This is a genomic window from bacterium, assembly GCA_018812485.1.
GTDB lineage: Bacteria > JAHJDO01 > JAHJDO01 > JAHJDO01 > JAHJDO01 > JAHJDO01.
This window is the reverse complement of sequence record JAHJDO010000099.1, coordinates 1-20,912: the sequence shown is the minus strand read 5'-3', so window position 1 is coordinate 20,912 and position 20,912 is coordinate 1. Positions and strand designations below refer to the sequence as shown.

18 protein-coding genes are annotated in these 20,912 nt (G+C 38.7%); all 18 read right to left on the bottom strand.

Features of this window, described 5'->3' with window-relative positions:
* Positions 1–216: 216 nt before the first annotated feature.
* Positions 217–2,544, bottom strand: coding sequence for a protein kinase (locus KKC91_07940; protein MBU0478482.1), 2,328 nt, complete (start codon positions 2,542–2,544; stop codon positions 217–219).
* Between the two features lie 6 nt (positions 2,545–2,550).
* Positions 2,551–4,554 carry an FHA domain-containing protein gene (locus KKC91_07935; protein ID MBU0478481.1) on the bottom strand — a complete coding sequence of 668 codons (2,004 nt, stop codon included), beginning with the start codon at positions 4,552–4,554 and terminating at the stop codon, positions 2,551–2,553.
* Complete coding sequence (locus KKC91_07930; GenBank protein MBU0478480.1) at positions 4,551–5,609, bottom strand: FHA domain-containing protein; 1,059 nt, start codon at positions 5,607–5,609, stop codon at positions 4,551–4,553. The genes KKC91_07935 and KKC91_07930 overlap by 4 nt, the downstream gene beginning before the upstream one ends.
* Entirely contained in the window at positions 5,585–8,416 is a 2,832-nt protein-coding gene (locus tag KKC91_07925) for a DEAD/DEAH box helicase family protein (protein MBU0478479.1), read from the bottom strand. The genes KKC91_07930 and KKC91_07925 overlap by 25 nt, the downstream gene beginning before the upstream one ends.
* The gene (locus KKC91_07920; GenBank protein MBU0478478.1) at positions 8,413–10,152 is read right to left on the bottom strand and encodes a site-specific DNA-methyltransferase; all 1,740 of its coding nucleotides are present in this window, start codon (positions 10,150–10,152) and stop codon (positions 8,413–8,415) included. Before KKC91_07920 ends, KKC91_07925 begins: the two co-directional genes overlap by 4 nt.
* Before the next feature lie 135 nt (positions 10,153–10,287).
* Positions 10,288–11,292: a DUF1016 family protein gene (locus KKC91_07915; protein MBU0478477.1), complete on the bottom strand. Its 1,005-nt coding sequence runs from the start codon at positions 11,290–11,292 to the stop codon at positions 10,288–10,290.
* A gap of 10 nt (positions 11,293–11,302) precedes the next feature.
* Positions 11,303–11,641 carry a DUF192 domain-containing protein gene (locus KKC91_07910; GenBank protein MBU0478476.1) on the bottom strand — a complete coding sequence of 113 codons (339 nt, stop codon included), beginning with the start codon at positions 11,639–11,641 and terminating at the stop codon, positions 11,303–11,305.
* Between the two features lie 13 nt (positions 11,642–11,654).
* The gene (locus tag KKC91_07905; GenBank protein MBU0478475.1) at positions 11,655–12,572 is read right to left on the bottom strand and encodes a type II secretion system F family protein; all 918 of its coding nucleotides are present in this window, start codon (positions 12,570–12,572) and stop codon (positions 11,655–11,657) included.
* 2 nt (positions 12,573–12,574) lie between these two features.
* Positions 12,575–13,429, bottom strand: coding sequence for a type II secretion system F family protein (locus tag KKC91_07900; protein ID MBU0478474.1), 855 nt, complete (start codon positions 13,427–13,429; stop codon positions 12,575–12,577).
* Positions 13,429–15,126, bottom strand: a complete 1,698-nt coding sequence (tadA, locus tag KKC91_07895; protein MBU0478473.1) for a Flp pilus assembly complex ATPase component TadA — start codon at positions 15,124–15,126, stop codon at positions 13,429–13,431. Before tadA ends, KKC91_07900 begins: the two co-directional genes overlap by 1 nt.
* Positions 15,127–15,129: 3 nt before the next feature.
* A complete protein-coding gene (locus KKC91_07890) occupies positions 15,130–16,488 on the bottom strand; it encodes a pilus assembly protein N-terminal domain-containing protein (GenBank protein ID MBU0478472.1) in 1,359 nt (452 codons plus the stop codon).
* A 27-nt stretch (positions 16,489–16,515) separates the two neighbouring features.
* Positions 16,516–17,346, bottom strand: a complete 831-nt coding sequence (gene cpaB, locus KKC91_07885; protein ID MBU0478471.1) for a Flp pilus assembly protein CpaB — start codon at positions 17,344–17,346, stop codon at positions 16,516–16,518.
* Between the two features lie 18 nt (positions 17,347–17,364).
* A complete protein-coding gene (locus KKC91_07880) occupies positions 17,365–18,123 on the bottom strand; it encodes a hypothetical protein (protein ID MBU0478470.1) in 759 nt (252 codons plus the stop codon).
* A complete protein-coding gene (locus tag KKC91_07875; protein ID MBU0478469.1) occupies positions 18,124–19,101 on the bottom strand; it encodes a Tad domain-containing protein in 978 nt (325 codons plus the stop codon).
* The gene (locus KKC91_07870; GenBank protein MBU0478468.1) at positions 19,059–19,547 is read right to left on the bottom strand and encodes a pilus assembly protein; all 489 of its coding nucleotides are present in this window, start codon (positions 19,545–19,547) and stop codon (positions 19,059–19,061) included. Before KKC91_07870 ends, KKC91_07875 begins: the two co-directional genes overlap by 43 nt.
* Position 19,548: 1 nt before the next feature.
* Positions 19,549–20,010 carry a pilus assembly protein gene (locus tag KKC91_07865; protein ID MBU0478467.1) on the bottom strand — a complete coding sequence of 154 codons (462 nt, stop codon included), beginning with the start codon at positions 20,008–20,010 and terminating at the stop codon, positions 19,549–19,551.
* A gap of 17 nt (positions 20,011–20,027) precedes the next feature.
* A complete protein-coding gene (locus KKC91_07860; GenBank protein MBU0478466.1) occupies positions 20,028–20,552 on the bottom strand; it encodes an A24 family peptidase in 525 nt (174 codons plus the stop codon).
* Positions 20,553–20,560: 8 nt separating this feature from the next.
* A complete protein-coding gene (locus tag KKC91_07855) occupies positions 20,561–20,743 on the bottom strand; it encodes a hypothetical protein (protein MBU0478465.1) in 183 nt (60 codons plus the stop codon).
* Positions 20,744–20,912: the final 169 nt, after the last annotated feature.

Genomic DNA, 20,912 nt, shown 5'->3' with positions numbered 1-20,912 from the left:
GTACTGTTTGTTGTACCATTGTTTCACCTCGTTGGTTAAGTGGTTGTTTTAGTTTTGTGAGTCCTATTATCGCTTGCCAACGAGGCTTTTTCAATATCTTTCCACACCAATTTATTTCCAATAGCGATTCTAGGGTCAAGCACTTTCCGGAACTTCCCTATTTTTTTGATAGTAGGAAGTATAGTGTCAATAATATCAGTATTAAATACTTCCTCTCTATTGCGGAGGTCTAAACTTCTGGATTCTGCTATTGATAAGTTGACGTTTATTTCCAGTATCAGTTACATAAACATATCCTTTTGAGTCAAAAGCTATGCCAGTTGGTGAATTAAATTGGCCGTCACCGCCCCCACGGCTTCCCCACTTAGTTATATAAGTGCCGCTTGCATCAAAGACCTGAATCATATTTGCAGCACTAACTACAAACACATAGCCGTTATTTACAGCTATTTTTTGCGGCCGCTGCCCAAGTCTACCGAACTTTAATAGAAAATTCCCTGCGCTGTCAAACTTCTGAACATTGCATAATTTATAATCCAGAGCATACACATTCCCCGATTCGTCTGCTGCTACATCCCATATATAGCTAAACTGCGAATTGCCCGCGCCGCTCCTGCCCCAGGCAGTCAAATAGTTCCCATCTTTATCAAATTTTTGTATTCTGTAATGCCGGGTGTCTGCCACATAAACATTCCCCTCTTTATCTACTGCCACGCCACGAGGTTGGTCAAGTTGCCCCTTGCCATGCCCCCGCTTCCCAATGCTTGCAACCAACGTCCCTTCCGGACTAAACTTATTAATGGAATATGTGGACATATTACAAATATAAACATTGCCCTCTTTATCAATATCAATATCCATTGGTCTGCCAATATCCTTATTTTGCCAGGCTGCTAAAAGATCCCCTTTTGGACTGAGCTTAAGAACACTGCTGTTTTGCTTGCCTACTGTATCTATTACATAAATATTATCTGAATTATCAATTGTTATACCCTGAATAAAATTTATCTGCGTATTCTTGCCAATAACACTATCAAATCTAAACAGTCCTCCTATTGGAATCTTCTTGCCGACAGGCCAAATCACTTTGTCTTTATCTACCTTAGCTAATTTCTCTTGCTTTTTCTGCTCCTTCTCCTCTACTCGTTCTTTAGGCTTTGCTTTTGCCTGCATTTCTGCTCTAATAATTCCCTCCATGGCAAGACGTTTATACTCTCTGGCTTCTATATTGTCAGGAGAAAGCTCCAGAACAGCTTCAAAATTTTCTATGGCTAATTTGTATTCACCGGGATTTTGAGCGCCTAAGTTGAAATGTATCTTTCCCCTGGTAAGACTTGACTTTATCTTCTCTTCATTTTTCTTTCTCATCTCCACCAATCGTGAATCTTCTGCTTCAATGACCTTTTTCTTTTCCAGCTCTTCTTCTTTGGCAACGACAAGTTTCTGCTGTTCTATGTCTTTAGCTACTATTTCTTCTGCTTTCTTTTCCGACGTTTTTCCTTTATCAATAGCGGACTTTTCAACAACATGTGGAGAAGGAATGTCTTTTTTAGCGGTACTTCTTGCTATGTAAATACCAATAATTATAACCACTAACAAAACCGCTGGAATAATAGCCTTGATTGGCATCTTTGCTTTTTTAATAATATCCTTTGCCATAACAGTGGCTCCTGCATCTCCAGGAATAGCTACTGTTTTGCCATCAGTTGTAGCAGGCTGACGAAGAAGCCTCTTAAGGAGCTCTATAACATCATTCATATCCTGATAACGCTGATCCTTGTCTTTCTTCATGCATTTTAATACCATCTCTTCTGTTTCAAGTGAGATTTTGGGATTTTTAGCACGCGGACTGGGAACATCCTCATGCATGTGTTTATAGGCAGTAGCAAATGGATCCTTGCCTTTAAAAGGGAGTTCTCCGGCTAACATGCGGTATGAGAGAACTCCAAAAGCATACATATCAGATTTGGAATCAACCCCTGTGCCCTTGACCTGCTCAGGGGACATGTATTCCGGAGTTCCTATGCTCATCCCTGTTTTGGTTTTAACGCTTGAATCCTGCACCTTGGCAATACCAAAATCCATTACCTTTACACTGCCGTCCGCTGCAATCATGATATTGCCTGGTTTAACATCGCGGTGAACAACTCCATGCTTATGAGCGTAGGAAAGAGCCATTCCAACCTGCTGCAAGATTTCTAAAGTAAAATCCAATGGAAGAACTTTCTTTTTTCTTAACAACTCATCCAGTGTCTCGCCTTCAATGTATTCCATAATAATAAAATAATTGCCTTCCAACTGCTCAGTATCATATACCTGTATAATATTACGGTGATTCAGCTTTGCTACAGATAAAGCCTCCTGCCTAAACCTTGTTACAAAATCCTTATCTGAGGCTAGATTTTGAGGCAGCATCTTCATAGCTACGGGACGATTAAGAGAAATCTGAATTCCCTTATACACAATCCCCATACCGCCTTCCCCAATCTTTTCTACAATCTTATACTTACCTACGGTTTTGCCGACTAAGTTTTCTTTTGACATAAATAATCACCTATGTTTTTTAATTTGTTCTTTAGCTTTTGTGTAATACTCATCCTCAGGAGATGCTATATCCAGTACCTGCTTCCATTTTTCTACAGCTCTATTGATATTAATATCCTTAAGGGTGTATCCCTGAATATATAATTCTCTGGCTTTCTCCTTTATATGAACCTGAAGCTCATTAATATTCTCCAGAGCTTCTTTATGATCAGGCTCTACTGTTAGGACAAACTGAAATTCCAAAAGAGCTTCCTTGAATTTTTCTTCCTGAACAAAATTCTTGCCTTTCTCCATGTGCTGATGAAGTGTTTCTATTAAATAAGGCCTCACTGTTTTAATATACTGGATAGCCTCCGCATAATAGAAATTTTCTCTGTCCTGTTCCAGAGAAAGCACCTGCCGCCACTCATCAACCGCTTTCATAAGCTGCTGATTAGCGGAAAAAGATACGCCTCTATCAAATGCTTGAGTAACATTCTTCACTTTATCCAGAAACTCCTGCGCCTCTGTATAATCGTTGTTTATATCTAAGACCATTTGCATTAACTCAATGGCTTGAGAAGCACTTCCTTTTTGATAGAGTTTCTTTGCCTCGTCAAAAAACTTTTCCGCTTTTTGCAGATCTCCAATCTGAGCTACCAATCTTTTGGCTTCATTGGCATATTTAGATTGTGCAGATATTTTTTCTAGTTCTACTAAGGCATTCGCATAATTCCCTTTTTCAAAAAACTCCTTCCCTTTTTCAAAGTGTCTAAGAGACAGCAGCTTATGTTCAATAAGATTAAGTTTTTCCCTTATATGAGTGTCTTCAGGTCTTAAATCGAGCGCATTATTTAACTCTGTCTGCGCTTTAGGGAGTTCCTCAGCAATGATATACTCATCTGCCAGTTTAAGAGCTTTTTGAACCTGCATTTCTTTCTTGGTCTTGTTAAAGTATTCTATTCCTCTGCTGTTCTCAGGATCCAGGCTCAATACTTTTTCAAATTGGCGCAGAGCATTTTCCCATTGGGCTTTTTGATAAAGTTCAAGACCACGTGTAAGATATTGGGCAATCGCTTCATCACCTCTTGATTTTTCCACATAGATCTGCGCATCAAGATTATCCGGATCCATCTGCAAAACTTTGTTAAAAACTTCAAGCGCTTTGATTTTTTGGTCTGCTTCGTGTAATTTTTTACCCTGTTTGATGAGATTTGCAACAGTATTATCTGAGACCTCAATTATGCCCCTCTTTTCCGGAGAACGAGTTGGAATAAGACTCATGATCAATATAATAGCCAAGACGACGCCAAACCCAATTATTCCTAATCTTATGGGTGGTTTATTCCATGCCTCAACAAGTTTTTTTTGATATGGTAATACCATTGCGAACAGACCTGGTTCTGGACATGACCCCTCTGTTACAAACTTCAGAACAAATTTCCCAATTTTAATTTCATCTCCTTTAGAGAGCACTTTTTCCTTGATCTTCTTATTATTAACAAAAGTCCCATTGCTACTTCCAAGGTCTGCTATTTTATATTGATTATTTTCCTTCTTAACTATGGCATGTTTTCGAGATACTGTCTCATTTTTAAGGACTATTTTATTTTCTTCAGCCCTGCCAATAGCCAATTCATTTTCGTCCAGCTGATACTCCTCTTTAACTCTCGCCCCTTCCATTAACATCAATCTGTATTTTGGAGATGTATAAGACCCAGGCGCCATTCTGGTTTTTTCTCCATCGTCACTTTTTAGTTCTAGACTATATTTCCCGACCTGAACAGTATCTCCTTCATTAATGGTCTCTTTTTCTATTTGTTCCCCATTTACAAAGACTCCATTGGCAGAGTTCAAATCATGGATAGTCACATTCTCTGCCTTAATTTCTAATTGGGCATGTTGTCTTGAAACACTCTTATCAGGAAGAACTATGCGGTTTCCTTCCTTTCTTCCAATGAGATATACTCCGTCTTCCAAAGATAACTCTTGAACTGATTTTTCGTTTTCTTTAATGATAAAAAATTTCATCTTTTTCCCTCTGCTGATCCTTTTGCTAAATGCTCCTCTACCTGCTTTAGACGTTTTAGCACTGTTTTATGTCTCTCATCCTTTCTATCAGATATCAAAGCCATACATATTTTGAGCTCTTTTTTAACCTGTTTCCAATCTTTCACACGAATAGCCTTTTCAGCTTCAAATTTATGAATGCGATATTCGCTGTCTAGGAATTCCTTAGCTTCCTTTAGATTCAGGAGCGTCTGATGGAAATAATCCGGCTTTGGCTCCAGATGTCCCTGATAAGCCAGAGACTTTTGATATGCTTCAATTGCCTTATAGGTATTCTCATAACTTATCATGCGCTCATTATAAAGAGCTTCCCCGTATTTAAAAGCCTCTTTTGCTTTATCTCTAATATTCCCAACGGGTTCACCGATTCCTCTATCAATTTTTTCTACTATCTGTGGTTTTTTAGTACTTGTCTCCCCCTGGCTTTTTTCGGGAGACTTGTGCCCTGGCAGAAGCACATAAATTAGACCGGATATTACAGCTGCTATGAGTATAATCTTTGTGATGTTTTTTTTAGCATAAGTTGGATTCTTTATATTGGCGAGGATTTTTTCTTTAGACTTTTGAGCTTTTTGGGAGATACTGGGTTCTGCTAGTACCTTTCTGGAGACAGGGATAGGCACAGGTTTAATAGCGAAATACTCGGTTTTTCCATCTTGCTCAGATATTTCCTCCCCGACTATCGTTGCACCAGCCCCTTCCGATGAATTAACCTGCTCAGGGATTACTTCAAAAGCGAGACCAACTCCTCCAACTTCAATCTTATCATGACTTTTCAATTCCTGCCGTGATATTTTCTCTCCATTTACTTTTGTTCCGTTCTTGCTCTCCAGGTCAACCAGTATCAGTCTATTATCTTCTAAAACTATCTTGGCATGATGACGAGAGACCGTATCATTCCCTTCCAATACAATATCATTATCCTGTATTCTTCCAATAGTACAAGCTTCATTATCAAACTCAAAACATTCCCCTGCTTTTAACCCGTTTCCTATAGAAATTTTATATTTTGGCATTGGTAAGACTCCAATTTTTCTAAAATATTATCAATTGTCAATGTACTTTTTGGTGAACAACCTACAATATAATCAATATATTTTCTCTTTTTTAGTTCTGTAAGAATATTTGCACTCTCATTTCCTTTCCCTGAATGATGATATATTTGTCCGGTTATAGCAACATCATATTTACTTTGTCCTTTTTTCAGTTTACTCAAAACATCCGAATTTCGTAATTTGATATTGTTGAAAAAATCAATATCCCAATCTGTTACCTTCAATCCGTATTTCGCAAAAAAATCTCTCAACTTCTCACGGACTAAATCTTCGTCAACCACTTCGCCTAAAATACAAATATTGAAAGGTGTAGGAATTTTTTTATCTTCTTTTTCTTCCTTTGCTCCTGTTTTTGGCTGATAGATTAAGGCTTCTTTCAGATTGCCGATTGTCATCTCTGCATTTTGCAAGTCAATTTTCAATATTTCATTTTCAAGTTTTTCATCATCAAAATTTTTAATTGCCTCTGACAATTCACCCTCATATAATTCAAGTAATTCCTGATCTTCCTTTGATTTTTCTACCTGTTTTTCAGAAACCACTTTGCGACTTTGTGCATATCTGACTAAATTTTCTTCAAATTGAGATTTAAAACTGTTAAGGTTTTGGTTTTTTAAGGCGATAAAAAACTTGTAATAATCAGAAGGTGAAATAATGTAAAAATGCAAAATTTCTTTGCCTTTATATTTCTTTTGAAATTCTCTGCCAGCATTGAGCTTGTATAGGTTTTCGTTTTTGAAATCGCGATCATCTTTTATTTCAAGAATGAGAATATCCTTTTTAGTTTTTATGACAAAATCAGGATAAAAAGCGTAATAGCTTCCATGACTATTGCCGTTTTTCTTGTAGGCAATCCCAAAATATTTACTTTCTGACGCACCGTTTTTAAACCACCACAACACATCGTTGTCAGTTTTCTCTAATTCATCAATGAAACCTTTTTCAGGCTTGGACCATTGTTGCTTTCCGTTCTTGTCTCTTTTTACAAAATAAGGTTTGAGAACGGATTTATTGATTGTTTTAATTTCATCAAAGTTTTCAAAAACGCTGATTATTTCAGGCACTTGCCAATTTTCGTTTGGAATAACCTTATCCGCTTTTTCCGGTAATGATTTATATTTACCTTTTGCCGATTCAATAAGTTCTATAAATTCGCCCTTATTGATTGGGTTTAATACAATTGCGGCTATTTCGTCCTCATTATCAATCCCAAAAGATTTTTTGAAAAATGAGCGTAAACTTGATTTGATAATCTCGGTAGGACGACCGCCACCAGTAAATGGATAGGTAAGCGATTTTATAAATGCTGTGTATTCGGCGCACACTTCTTCTCTATCTCGTACGATTGCGCCCTTTTTCTGAAAATCAACCGCTTGCTTTTTGTCTATTTCGGTAATTTGCCCGTCAAAACCTATATCTTTTTTGAAAACAATTTTGCCAATATTTATTTTCTTTTCATTAAATTTTAGCTCATTGTCAGCTTGAAATAGACAATCCTTAAACTCGCCGGATAATCTAAATAGCTCTCGTTTTCTTCTGACAAGTTCACTCGGTAAGTAAATATCTTTGTAAATAGCATTGTCCCGCACCATTTGATCCTTGCTGACATAATCCTTTGCCAAATCGTCAACAATTTCAAAGTTGTCCGAAGCCGTATAGACATAACCGATATTCAAGACAGGATAATTCTCATAATGTTTCTGTTCGGGCATGCGCATAATACGACCGAGTGTCTGAATATTAAAAACATAATTTTCGACATTCCATTCTCGCTGAAGCAACAAAATACTTGCGCGCGGGCAATCCCATCCTTGCACGATTGCCTCTTTGAATACCAAAACATCAACCTCGCTGTCATGGTTTTCGAGATAATCAAGATTTTTCTTTTTATCTTTTTCGGCAAGCCAAAGAGCAAGTTTTCCGTTTTCAATCGTAATACTATCTTTGTTCAATATCTCAATAATTTTATCCTCTGGCTCTCTCACATCAGATTTCTTTTTCTTTGGTATCTGAATTAAAAGTAAAGGATTTATTTTAGTTCTCGCTTCTTCGTAAAGCCGTTTTAGTTCTTTTCGCTTTTTTAGAGCTTCGCGAACAATATCCTCATTTGTCTGCACACGGCCAAGTCCGGGGTTTATTTGTATTCCTTCTTTAATCATTCCCTCGATGACAACCTCGCTCAACTTAACTGTTGTCTTGTGGTCATTAGTAACGCCCTCTTTCGGTGTAGCAGAAACTTCAATCGTCAATTTTGGTCCTATCATGTTGACGATTTCTTGCGACTTGCTTGTTTTTGCCGTGCGGTGGCTTTCGTCAATTATCAATATTATGCTTCTGCCCTCATCTCTCGTATTTTCGGCAACCTTGCTCAAATTCCAATCCTTCTCGTTGTCTGACATAAAAAGCGAAATGCCCTCTTTGTTCAAAGAGTCCCAGTTTACAAAAGCAATTTGGTTTTGTTCTATCTCATTATTTTGAATTTCATTGACACTAATGCAATCAAGCAATCGTTCGTTTTCAAAATGCTTTTCCAGTTTTTCTTTGCTTTGCTCGTGCAAGGCATTTACCGAAATCCAAACAAAGGCCAATTCTTTTTGACTGCCTAACTCCTTAACTATTCGCGACATTGCCTCGGCGAGCATTATTGTCTTTCCTGCGCCGGTTGGAGCTTGAAAAACAATCAATTTTGGATCTTCATCATCAATATATCCAACGGAAATTGAGACAAGTTCCTTGATGTATTTTTTCTGGTATGCTAAATCTTTCATAAATTCCTTGGTTTATAAAGCTCTTTGTAAATTTTACGATAAACATTCAATATTACTTCAGGTATCGGTTTTACCACTTTCAAATTATCCAAATCCTCAAAATCTTCTTCATTGTATGTGTGGTCATAGCTAAAAACATAAATAACGAAAGTTTTTTTATATTTTTTCACTTCACTTTTAAAATCATCAATCGCGTCCTCATCAAAAACTATACCAGTCATTTGTTTTTGGTTTTCGTAAATAGCAAACAAACCTTTCTTGTTTGCTATTTCATCAAAAGTCGCTTCGGCAAGACAAAGCATTTCCGTACTTCTTGAAGTCAAAACCCTTTTATCGTTGTCGGTTTTAATATTTCCTGCTAATTCGCCAGAGTAGTATCTTAAATTGCCGCCAAGACCAGTAACGACATTACCTAAAGGGTCTTTATATCCCTCAATAATTTTCTTTATTCGCGGATAACATACACTTTCTGCAATGCCACCCGTACCGTTACCGTTATTATCTTGGTTGTCCGTGCATAAAATAAATTGCCGTTTGCCCCCGTCGTTTTTATTTAATTCCAAGACTGCATGGCCAGTTGTCCCCGAACCGGCGAAAAAATCCAAAATAATCGCTTCTTTTTTGTTGGCAACCAATACTGACAAAGCATCTAATACAGCATACAAAGATTTCGGATAATCAAACGCTTTTCTCCGATTAAGGATTTTATCCAACAATACCGTGCCATGCGAGGAAGCGTCATATTTCGGATTTATCCAAATAGTTTTTGGTTTCCTGCCCTCCTTAATTCTGTCTTTCATATAAACAACATAGCCCTTGCTATTTTTTTTAATAACTATATCTCCACGCCCGACCGCTTCCATTAACGATGGTCTTGTTTGTCTCCAAACGCGCTTTCTACCGGAGCTATCAATTGGCAATATCTTTATGGCATTTTTGAACGGCTCAATGTCTATTTTCCCAGTTTTCTCGTTGTAAAATATTGGGTAGTGAGAATTTGGCCTTTCTTCGGGAGTGGACAAACCGCCACTTCTCCTGAATGGCAAAAGTCGATATGACGAAACGTCATCTCCAAGATTAAACGATTTCTTTTGTTCTTCTGTGAGAGGCACATTTTCAATAGAAGCAACATTTATATTTTTTGCGTAAATTAACCAGTATTCATGACTTGTCGCAAAAAATTTATTAGTTGTTCTTCCGCGTGGGTTGCTTTCAACAGCCAAAACTCCAATCTTGTTATTTTCAAAAAAGATTTCGTCCATCAATAAACCAAGAGTGAACAATTCATAATCATCAATCGTAACAACAATTATTCCATTCTCTTTTAATAAATTACGAGCAAGTCTAAGCCGTTTGCTCATGAACGATAGCCATTTGCTATGTCTGAAACGGTCTTCTTTCTCTACATAGTCATTGTTATATCGCCAGCTTTTATTGCCAGTGTTATATGGCGGATCAATAAAAATCAAATCAATCTTTTTCTTGTGGGTATAGCTCAAAACAGATAAAGCGTGATAATTATCGCCTTCAATGAAAATATGATTTATTCCGTTCTTGTCGGTTGAGAATGATTTTGTTTTCTCTTCCTTCAAAACTGGTAAAGATGTTTTGCATTGTTCCGCAACTTTCTCGGTTTTATTTTCCCAAACAATGCCAAACTTTTTACGCTTTGAAAGCTCCTTGTATTCATGGAGTAATTTTTCTTTTGACCAGTTTTGAAAATCTTTTTTCAACATAATATAATTAGATTCCCTGAGCAAATCGTAGAATGACATGACAAAGAGATTGCCAAGTCGTCCTCCCGAAAGCTTTCGGGACTTTCGGGGCTCCTCGCAATGACAGCACTTTAAAATTCCCCATTTATTTTTTCATTACAGTCCCAGCAAAAACCGTTCTCTTTTTAGTTCTCTTATTAGTTCTTCTTCCGTAGGCAGATATAATTTGTATCTTGAAGCGAATATCTGCCTATTTCCCTTTGGAAGAGTATATCGAACAACTGCATCTTTCTTATCTTCACATAAAACAAGCCCGACTGTCGGATTATCGTCCTTCTGCTTAATTTTGCGATCATAAAAATTCACATACATCTGCATCTGTCCAATATCCTGGTGAACAAGCTTGCCGATTTTTAAATCAATAATGACGTAGCACTTCAAAATCATATTATAAAATACAAGGTCAATGTAAAAATGGTCTCCATCTAAGGAAATTCGCTTTTGCCTGGCCACAAAAGTAAAACCTTTTCCTAATTCAAGCAGAAATTTTGACAGATTATCAATTAAAGCCTGCTCTAATTTACTTTCATACAGCTTTGATTGAGGTAATAAACCAGTAAATTCAAGAATATATGGATCTTTAATCATATCTTCATATGTCTGCAATTCCTGTCCTTTTCGAGCTAATTTTATAAGGCCTTTCTTGTCTTTGCTCAAAGCGAGCCTCTCAAAAAGAAGCGATCCTTTCTGACGCTCAAGCTCCCGAACTGACCAATTATTCTTGATACATTCAATCTCATAGAAAGATCTGGCTTCCAGTTTTTCAACCCGCATCAGAATACGGTAATGCGTCCAGCTCAATTCGTGACGCAGTGCGTCACATTTTGGATAGGTCAGATAGAAAATCCGAATATTCCGGAGATTTGATTCATCGAACCCTTTACCAAAGTCAGCAGTGAGCTTTGCGGAAAGTTTTTTTAACATCGCCTTGCCATAATCGGCACGTGATTTCCCTTTCTGTTCTTCTTCCACAATTTCTCTTCCAATCTGCCAATACGCTATAACCATTTCTGTGTTAACAACACGCTCAATATTTCCGCGCGCATTTTCAATAATTTTTCGTATTCGATCATATATCCCCTGGGATTCTTTGCCATTCATTACAGAAGCCTTATATCTTGGCATTGACCATATCTCCTATACGAACCTGAGCGCTGCTGATAGCGCCAGAGGAAAGTTCCAGCACATGCTGCGCGCTTCTTCCTCCAAAAGCCAGCCGAAATGGTTTTAACTGAGATATAGTCTTTACAACACAAGAATTCTTATCCATAAAAACCACATCAATCGGGAACCTCATAAACCATGTATGTATGGCTTTACAGTTTTTAATCAGCAAACCCTCTCCAGAATCTAGTTTACTACGTCCAATTAGCCCCTTGGTTCTCATCTGCCACGTATCTGCAACCACCACACCTTGTCCTAAAATCTGATTATTGCCAAAACTGACCACTATAGTTGTCCTTCTAGAATCCACCCTGCAAAAGCTTTATAATGATAGGGCCAAAGAGCATTACAAAAACTGCCGGAAAGATAAATCCTACAAGGGGCAGCAGCATTTTTACCGGCGCCTGCATTGCTGTTTTCTCTGCTATCTGCATCCTCTTGGTCCGCATCTGATCAGATAAGACCCTGAGTATAGGCCCAAGACTTGTTCCCAGTTGATCTGCCTGTATAAGCGATGTGCAAATAGCAGAAAGATCCGGCATATTAACTCTGTCTGCCATTGCTTTTAAAGCGTCGCGCCTTGTTGAACCAAGCTTAATCTGCTGCTGCATGTGAAAAAGCTCCTCTACAAGCGGGCCTGCTTTCATCTTGTCAACCACTTTATTAATAGCTGCTGAAAAATCCAATCCCGCCTCTACTGAAAGAGTTATCAAGTCCAGGCTGTAAGGAAGGCCTCTCCAGATCCCTTTATGTCTTTTCTTAATCTGATCCTTCAACCATTGATCAGGATAGAAATAAGCAAGCATGAACAGGATAATATGATACCATGCAATTTCAATAGACAGCATCTTAAGTATTAAAAGCCCGACGATTGGCGCAAATATTAATAGTAATTCTTTTATAGCCAAAAATTCTAGAGCGCTTATAGCTCCTGGATTTCCAGCTGAGGTTAGTTTTTGCGTGATATTATTCTGGTATTCTTTAAGCCCAAACCGCTTGTGCAATTTCGCTAGTTTCCCGACCCATGGCATTAAGAAGCGATATAATGGATAGGTATGCATAAATTTTTCTCTTTTTTTCTCAAGCTGACCTAACATATCCAGATCTATTGCCTCCTCTTCCTTTTTCTCAAATAATGAGAGTATTCCTGCTCCTATTAAATAGAAAGCAATAAAGAAAAAGCTGTAAATTATTATTAAAACTAATATATTAAACATTTTTACACATCAATATTAACAATTTTATAAATCAGGAATCCACCTATTAGCTCCAGGAAAACCACAGTTACAAGAAACGCCCAGCCAATAGCAGAAGTAAACATTATCTTCATTGTTGCCGGATCCAGAAAATACATTATTATGCCAAGCCCTATAGGAAGCAAGCCTACTACCAATCCCTGCATCTTGCCCTGAGACGTAAGCGCAGCAATCTTACCATGCATTTTATCTCTCTCCCTTATTGTGTTTGCAATTCTGTCAAATATCTCAGAAAGATTACCCCCTAATTGCCTGGAGATATTAATTGAGGTGACAACCAATTCCATTTGTTCACTGGGCATTCTCTTTCCCAATCTTTCCAACGCTTCTTCCATTGAAACCCCTAACTTAGCAGACCGGATAACCAGACTAAATTCCTGAGACAAAGGAGCCTCAGATTCCTTAATTAAAAAATCCAGTGCTTGTTGCAGACTTAAACCTGCCTTAAGAGAATTTGACACTGTTGTTAAAGCCCCTGTTAATTGAATATCAAACTTTTTCTTGCGATTCTTCTTTAACTGTCTGAGGTAAATTCTTGGCAGAGAGAATCCAACAGCTCCAAATGCTAAGCATATTAGCAAACTATGACTGAGTAAGTAACCAACCATTGTCATAACTAGAACACCAAGAATACTAAAATAGGCAATCTTTTCTGCTGGAATAAAAACAAACATCTCATCCAGCTCTTTTTCAGTTCCTGCAGCTACTTTCTTTTCATACTGTTTAATTCCTTTCTTAAAAGTCTGATAACCTGCCTGCGCCAGTATAAACACTGCTAAAAATGTAAGCCCAAGTATTAATAGCTCAATTATCTGCATTATTTTCCAGTCCTCTCTTCTTCAAATATCTTCATATCCAGGTGCATTCCCTTTGCTTCCAATTGAGGAACAAAACTTGGGATATTGCCAGTAGCCACAAAAGCTCCCTGCACTTTACCATCATGGCCAATTCCTGTTTGTTTGAAAACAAAAATATCCTGTAAAGTAATTATTTCTCCCTCCATGCCTGTAACTTCAGTCACAGCAACAATTCTGCGGCTTCCGTCACTCAAACGAGCCTCCTGAACTATTATGTTAATAGCTGAGGATACCTGTTCTCTGATAGCTCTTACAGGCAGATCCATACCTGACATTAAAACCATAGTTTCCAGACGCGAAAGAACATCACGAGGAGAGTTGGCATGAGCAGTAGTAAGAGAGCCATCATGGCCAGTGTTCATAGCTTGAAGCATGTCCAGAGCTTCTCCACCCCTGCATTCTCCAACTACTATCCTATCAGGACGCATACGAAGAGCATTCTTTACCAGATCTCTGATAGCAATAGCTCCTTTGCCTTCAATATTTGGAGGCCGGGCTTCCAGAGAAACAACATGCTCCTGCGGCAGCTTAAGCTCTGCAGCATCTTCAATAGTTACTATTCTTTCATCGTGTGGAATATAGGAAGATACTACGTTAAGCAGTGTTGTCTTTCCGGATCCTGTTCCTCCTGATATAATAATGTTTTTACGTGAAAGCACACATATCTCAAGGAACTTCGCAGTATCTTTATTTAATGTTCCAAATCCTATCAAATCATCTACAGTAAAAGGAGTTTTAGAGAACTTTCTGATGGTTATGCTAGGCCCTTTTAAAGCTAGAGGCGGAATAATCGCATTTACTCTGGACCCATCTTTTAACCTTGCATCTACCAGAGGCATGCTTTCATCTATTCTGCGACCAATAGGACCTACTATTCTCTCTATCACAGCCATGACCTGTTCATCACTGGCAAAGGTTTTCTCGCAAAGTTGAAGCTTGCCTTTCTTTTCAATATAAATTTGATCCTTTCTGTTAACCATTATTTCTGTTACATCATCGTCACTCAATAAATCCTCCAGAGCGCCTAACCCCAGCGCTTCATCCAGCACATCCTTTACCAGATCCTCTATATCTACCCACTTGGGAATAGAGCCAGCCATTTCCTTGATTATGCCTCTAACAGCTTTTTCAGTGCGGTTCCTGACTTCCTGCTCCTTTCCCTTTTCAAATGTTAGGCTCTTTAAGTCAATACGCTGAATGAGCTGCTTATGAATTTCGATTCTTATATCAGAAAGCTGGCTAACCTTCCCTTTAGAAGCTGCTTTATCAGAAGACATGGATGCGGGGGCAGGCACACGAACTTGTTTTACCTCTGTTTTTTCATCCTCATCTTTATCTTTCTTATCTTCCTGCAAGCCACTCTCAGAAATCCCCTCGCCTTCTAAAACCATGCTCAAGTGCCCTATTTTGACTTCTGTTCCCAACGGCCAAAGCTCTTCCTTAGCTATTTTTTCCCCATTAAGATATGTGCCATTGCCACTGTCCAAGTCTTTAATATATACCTGACTATCCTTTAATCTGAGACTGGTATGATGTCTTGAAGCCCTTGGATCAGAAATCATCAAATCACAGTCTTTCTCCCTGCCAATGGTTACAGCTTCCCCCTCCAATTTAAAAATTCTTTCCTTACCTGAAGCTTCTTTAATAACTATTCTCATTCACTATTCTCCCTGCAGTAATTGCATAGCCTTTCCTGTTTTTTGGGCAGGAATAAAGGTCGGAGTAGTAGGAGTCACCAGAACTATAATCTGTTTCTTCTCCTTTTCTGCCTGCTTCTTGGAAAATAACAGCCCCAGTACTGGAATTTGCCCTATACCAGGAGTGTACTTTTTGAAATCTGAAGCAAGCACGTCTGTAACACCTGAAAGAATCACTGACTGGCCCGGTTTAATAACTACATCAGACTCAGAACGATAAACCTTAAGTCCTGTTCTATCCTCGACTGTAGGATCAACCTGACTGACCTCCAGATTGATATGCATAGTTACCTCTCCAAAACTGTCCACCTCCGGCTTAACCTTAAGCAACATTCCATACTTCTTCCATTTAACATCTGCAGAACCACTTCCTGCTACTTTATATCCAATTTCGCCTCCATGTTCAAAAACAGCTTCTCCGCCGCTTAATGCAGACTGATGCAAAGACTTCCTTATAGTAGCATTCCCCTTAGAATGAGTAAAATTTAATGCCTTGGTCAGGTTATATCCTATATTCCAGCTGGGTCCGGCTCCCCCTGTACTTGCAAGACCTGCTCCGCCAGCTAATGTGCCTCCAAGCAGATTCATTCCCATATCCTTTCCTGCTACAGCGTTTATTTCTGCAAATTGGACATCTACTTCTATCATAACCTTTTTTACTTTTAGAAGATTGATAACATTTTCAGCAAATGCGCCTGCTATTTTTTCAACCTCCTTGGACTCTTCTTCTCCCACTACAAAACCTCTCAGAATAACCCTGTTTCCAATAATCTTAACATTCACATTTGGGATCCCGATATTCTTTTTAATTTCCTCTGCCAGAATTTCATTATGAATCCCAGTGCGTATCTTTACCAGATTTATTACCTCTGGGTATGCTGCAGCAACTTTTTCTACTCTTTCTTTATCAGAAGCAGTCAAAACGGATCCATCAATAACCACTTTACCCCCGACTACCTTGACTTTTATTCCTTCTACATCGCTTAATAACTGACGAACTTCTTCAGCAAACTGCCTTGGATCTCTTGAAATAACATAGATAGCATGGGTAACTTTTTCCTCTTTGCTGTCCCATATAATAAGATCTGTAGTTCCAACTTTTATGCCTGTAATAATTATCTGCTCACCACCAGCAACCACCTGAACATTAGCTACTTTATCATCTCCAACTGAAACACGCGCCAACTTCTTCACATCCACTACCTGCTGCTGCCCAACAGAAACAGTAATCGCTTTCTGTCCGTAGACAACACTTCCCATAAATAGTATGCAAACCATTGCCGTGCATAATCCAACCAATCTGATCCCTTGCTTAGCGTTCATGTTTTTCCCTCCTTGTTTTTGTTTTAATTAGAATTGTTCAATAGTTTTAACTCCGCCCTTAATTACTTCCACCTTGATTCTGTCCTGCCGCTGGATAGTAAGTTTTTTAACCTGCTCCAGCTGCAAAATAGAACTCATTGTAATTTTCGGCATATCCGGTATCACCTCTAAATCTTCCGAATTGCGCAGAACAAGTGTTATTTTCCCTCTTGCTTGAGCAAAGATAATCATTTCCGCCTCCTGGAGCGTTAAAGAGAGAGTTACTGTATTATATCCTCTCCTTAGCATTGCTGCTGTAGAGTGCGTTTCCTCTACATCCACTCTTTTGCGTCCTACTTCCTGCCCTACAGCCAGAACAGTTACATTCTGAAGAAGAGTGAGAGTTGTTATCCCTGCTGCTTTTTCTCCTTCCACTGTAAAATTTGCAGCAAGATCTACATGATCATTCGGCTGGATATGTCCGCCTACCCCTGTTACTTCATCTACAGAAATGGTTACTGCTCTCTCTTTCTGCCTTATTAGTGGAGATAATCCTTCCATCTTCTCCATCCCAAGACAGAGCCATGTTAACTGTTGACCTTTTTTTAGTAAAAACAACGTCTTCTGCCCTTGTACTATCTCAATATCATCCGGAGTCAGTGCATTGGGATCTTTAAACTTACGAGGCACCTGCGAAACTTCTACCATTCCCTTAGAAATTTTCTCTCTGGCCTTTATATCCTTTGCTGCTACAAGAACGCTTACCAGCTCCTTTCCTTTAAAAATTGGTCTTGTAACGCCTTGAATATAAAAATGCACAAGGACTATTGCCAAAAGACCTAAGACAACTCCCATTATTAACGAAGCTTTGTTCTGCATATCTTTCTCCTTTCTAAATTAACTTATTTTAATTATTGTAGCATAGTTATTCGTTTTGTCATTATTTTCATCTGGAAAAACAATCAAACATTTTTCATCCTTTTTCTGAGCGCTGAGTAAATCGCCACTATCATCCAGCTTCCACCCATTAATTTTTAATCGGCTCTGATAAAAAAGTTTCTGTATGGACGCTGCAGCTGGGCTCTTGTACATTAATATTTTATAGTTTACTCCTCTAACTCCAAGCTCAAAGCTGAGCGCATCAGAATTCAGCGGGTAAATAGGCATATCCTTGATAAAATCCTCCTCAACATTTGATTCTCTCCATTCCTCAAAACTTAAACAAAAAACGTGGCTTCCCGAGAGGTTGGTATCCCTCATAGGCAAGACAGCTATGCCAAGACTTGGCGATTTCAATTTTTTAGCCATAATAAACTCACTGCCGCCTATATTCTTCCTGCAATGAAGACCAAAATTTCTCGTTTTCAGGTCATTTGAAAATTGTTTTATTAGTGTTTGAGCGGATAATGGGGAATGGTATATGCCAATTAAAGCGGGCTTAGAGTTAATCTTCACACGATAAGACTTGCCTGCCATACCTCTCATCATATCCGGAAGATTGAAACGTTTTTGGTTAATCTTATCCTGCAGTTCATAAATAAGCCCATAAACCTTATCCTGCCTACCACCCTTTATTAAACCGTAACAACTCAAAGCAATAGTCAAAATAGCTATTAGAAGAACCTTCCCCGTGATTTTTGTTACTTGCCTCATCATTTAGTGCACCATTAGTATCCTATCAAAACCTGTTTTGTCAAATTTTGCTTTGTAATTTGGGTCAGGAAGTATATTAAATTTAACTTTACTTCCGATATGACTTTCTGTTTTATCTTTATCCTTTTTCCATAAACTCTCTATCCATGAGAAAATAAGATCCGTTCCTTCCGTGACTTTAGGCAAACCTCCTCCAAGACAGCCTCCGTATGGAACAGCCTTGGCTGTTGTATAAATAGATGGTATATTAATACCCAGAAGAGAGCCGCCTATCAGGACTGGTTGAGAACCCTTGTAAGCAAGAGAAAAGGTATAGACATCTTCTCCGCCTGTCATAAATCCCAACCAGCCACTGGCGCAAAGAAAATACTTAGCCCTGTCTACATTTAACCAGCATGGAATTAACGAGGTGAGAGAGCTCAAGCCAAAATTTCCCCCTTTTATATCATCGTAAAAGCTTTTACCGTCACCGTAAATTCCTTCTACATCACTTACACTGCTTATATTTATAAGGCGCTCTGCCAAAGCAGTTGGCAGGGGCACGGCAGCATCAGCTTTATTAGCTCTGCCATAAGTGGCTACCTGAGTAATAGCAATAACAGGAACAGCATATTTCATAACATCCTGAATTTTTTGAACAATATTGGTAATAGTAAAATTCACATCTCCAGTAAACCAAAGTTTAATAAGGTCGATAACAAATGCAGGAACCCATAGAATATTGAGCATTGCTATTACATTAAGTCCTCTTGCCTGCCATACTGCGCCTGCCATAGCAGCAGAATCAGTCGCATTCTGCATTCTGATGCGCCAGCTTACAAGCTGTCCCACGTCCACAACCAGCATTATGAACATAACCAGCACCAGAAGCATCAGAGCTGCAAAAACCGCCGCCTGTCCGCCGTTATCTTTTCTGAGCTTATGAATTTGAATAAACATTATAAGAGACTCGCTATTTCCCCTAACTGTTGTTTTATCCACTTGATTATTTCATCCTTGGAGAAGCAGAACCCTAGAAAACGGCAGCTCCCCTTTACTGTAGTTCCTCCACCAAATATGGCTGATAAATAAGGTCCTGCTGGCACAGTATATGTTACATCCATCTTCGCGCTTCCTTTCGCCATCACATACGAGAGAAAACTTGCAAGGTAATTAGTTCCCGGGATAAAGCTCATATCCGGGAGCCCTGCTTCTCTTAACAAATCAAAGCTAGTATTGACATTTCCATGACCAAAGAATACAGCACCGGCTCCTCCGCCATCTCTCGTTTCCTTTAGAGCTCCTTCTCTGGCTGCTATGTAAACCTTTGATTGAGCCACCATAACCTTTCCAAAGTGAACAACAATCATCATAATGAGTATAAAAATCGGCAGGACAATTGCTGCTTCTACTGCTGCCTGACCACTGTTAGATCTAATTAGCTTCATTCTAGTCCTCCACGTTTATATTACAGCTTTGAGTAACTGGAAGATAGTATCTATCACCATCATGAATACCAATTATTCTGCCAACCATTGGCATATTCAGCTTAAAGTTATATCTAACAGTAGTAGTATTACCCGATTGGCTGACTGTAGTATTGGATTGAGCATAAGAATACTGTCTAATTATTGATGCAATATTCTGTGCCCAATCAGGAATGGGAATGTTCTCAAGAATTGCAGAAATTGCCGAATCCAGAACTCCTCCTGAAGACTGGCTGGAAATAGGTATCAGTGCAATACTAGCAGCGAGCTTTGCTTTATCCTCGTCTTGATGTACAGAATATGAACGGGCTGCTGAAAAGGCAGCATAATTAGTTACTATATTGGCAGTTGCTATCAAAGCAAGCTGCATAATAGCCATTGCAAAGAGAATTAAAACAGGCATAACAATAACAAATTCAACCATTGATTGGCCCCTGCTATTTATACGCCTGAAGTATTTTTCCATCTAAAAATCCATGCAATAAACGTCCCCACACTCAGAGCCGCTCCGTAAGGAATCCTTTCGCTGTTAAACGGCTTTAAAGCTTCTGTTTTTAACCCGGGCATAATAAAACTCAAAATAAGACGAAAAACATTCTTTAGCCCTCTCCAGAAAGTCCCTTTCCATATCATTACTGCTATTGCCAGTATCCCACCCGCCAGGATCCCGTAAAAACATGCATTTAAGATAAATGGATACCCTCCAACAGCTCCAACAGCAGCCATCAATTTAACGTCGCCTCCTCCTACTCCGCCAAAAGCAAAGACTATGGCAAAAATACAAAACCCAATAGCGAGCCCCAGCATACTGTTAGCCAACCCGCCAACACCATGACTCAAAACATTAAGCAATAGCCCTACTGCTACAGCAGGAAAAGTTACACAATTATATATCTTGTGCGTAACTAGGTCTGTAACCGCTGATACTAACAAAAGCAATATTAGTAATATGTCTGAAAGTGCCATAAAGTTAATTATTGCGCTGATTCTAAATCATCAGCTGCTTTTTCAACTTTTGCTGATAGCTTTGCTCTAAAGTACTGGAACGCTACTATAGCAGCAATGGCTATTAACACCACTATCAGAATATATTCTGTCATACCCTGGCCTTCTTCTCCGAATATAATCCCCTTCATTAAGTTCTTAAGCTTCTTCATTTTGTCACCCCCTTTCATTCATTATGGAATTAGTCTCCTGTAAAATTCACAACTCACTGTTACACAGGAAGTTGCAAACATTAATTTCTTGACTTTCCCCTCCAGCCTTGATATAATGTAACTGCTTCTCAAATAATAAGTTACAACAAAAACCGAAAGGAAAAGTCAT

What these genes read in the sequence shown, in the direction of transcription:
- KKC91_07855 (MBU0478465.1), bottom strand. Translation starts at nt 20,743, where the DNA reads ATGAAGAAGCTTAAGAACTTAATGAAGGGGATTATATTCGGAGAAGAA.
- KKC91_07930 (MBU0478480.1), bottom strand. Translation starts at nt 5,609, where the DNA reads ATGCCAAAATATAAAATTTCTATAGGAAACGGGTTAAAAGCAGGGGAA.
- KKC91_07920 (MBU0478478.1), bottom strand. Translation starts at nt 10,152, where the DNA reads ATGTTGAAAAAAGATTTTCAAAACTGGTCAAAAGAAAAATTACTCCAT.
- cpaB (MBU0478471.1), bottom strand. Translation starts at nt 17,346, where the DNA reads ATGCAGAACAAAGCTTCGTTAATAATGGGAGTTGTCTTAGGTCTTTTG.
- KKC91_07900 (MBU0478474.1), bottom strand. Translation starts at nt 13,429, where the DNA reads ATGCAGATAATTGAGCTATTAATACTTGGGCTTACATTTTTAGCAGTG.
- KKC91_07860 (MBU0478466.1), bottom strand. Translation starts at nt 20,552, where the DNA reads ATGGCACTTTCAGACATATTACTAATATTGCTTTTGTTAGTATCAGCG.
- KKC91_07890 (MBU0478472.1), bottom strand. Translation starts at nt 16,488, where the DNA reads ATGAACGCTAAGCAAGGGATCAGATTGGTTGGATTATGCACGGCAATG.
- KKC91_07935 (MBU0478481.1), bottom strand. Translation starts at nt 4,554, where the DNA reads ATGAAATTTTTTATCATTAAAGAAAACGAAAAATCAGTTCAAGAGTTA.
- KKC91_07915 (MBU0478477.1), bottom strand. Translation starts at nt 11,292, where the DNA reads ATGAATGGCAAAGAATCCCAGGGGATATATGATCGAATACGAAAAATT.
- KKC91_07940 (MBU0478482.1), bottom strand. Translation starts at nt 2,544, where the DNA reads ATGTCAAAAGAAAACTTAGTCGGCAAAACCGTAGGTAAGTATAAGATT.
- tadA (MBU0478473.1), bottom strand. Translation starts at nt 15,126, where the DNA reads ATGAGAATAGTTATTAAAGAAGCTTCAGGTAAGGAAAGAATTTTTAAA.
- KKC91_07905 (MBU0478475.1), bottom strand. Translation starts at nt 12,572, where the DNA reads ATGTTTAATATATTAGTTTTAATAATAATTTACAGCTTTTTCTTTATT.
- KKC91_07870 (MBU0478468.1), bottom strand. Translation starts at nt 19,547, where the DNA reads ATGAAGCTAATTAGATCTAACAGTGGTCAGGCAGCAGTAGAAGCAGCA.
- KKC91_07880 (MBU0478470.1), bottom strand. Translation starts at nt 18,123, where the DNA reads ATGATGAGGCAAGTAACAAAAATCACGGGGAAGGTTCTTCTAATAGCT.
- KKC91_07925 (MBU0478479.1), bottom strand. Translation starts at nt 8,416, where the DNA reads ATGAAAGATTTAGCATACCAGAAAAAATACATCAAGGAACTTGTCTCA.
- KKC91_07865 (MBU0478467.1), bottom strand. Translation starts at nt 20,010, where the DNA reads ATGGTTGAATTTGTTATTGTTATGCCTGTTTTAATTCTCTTTGCAATG.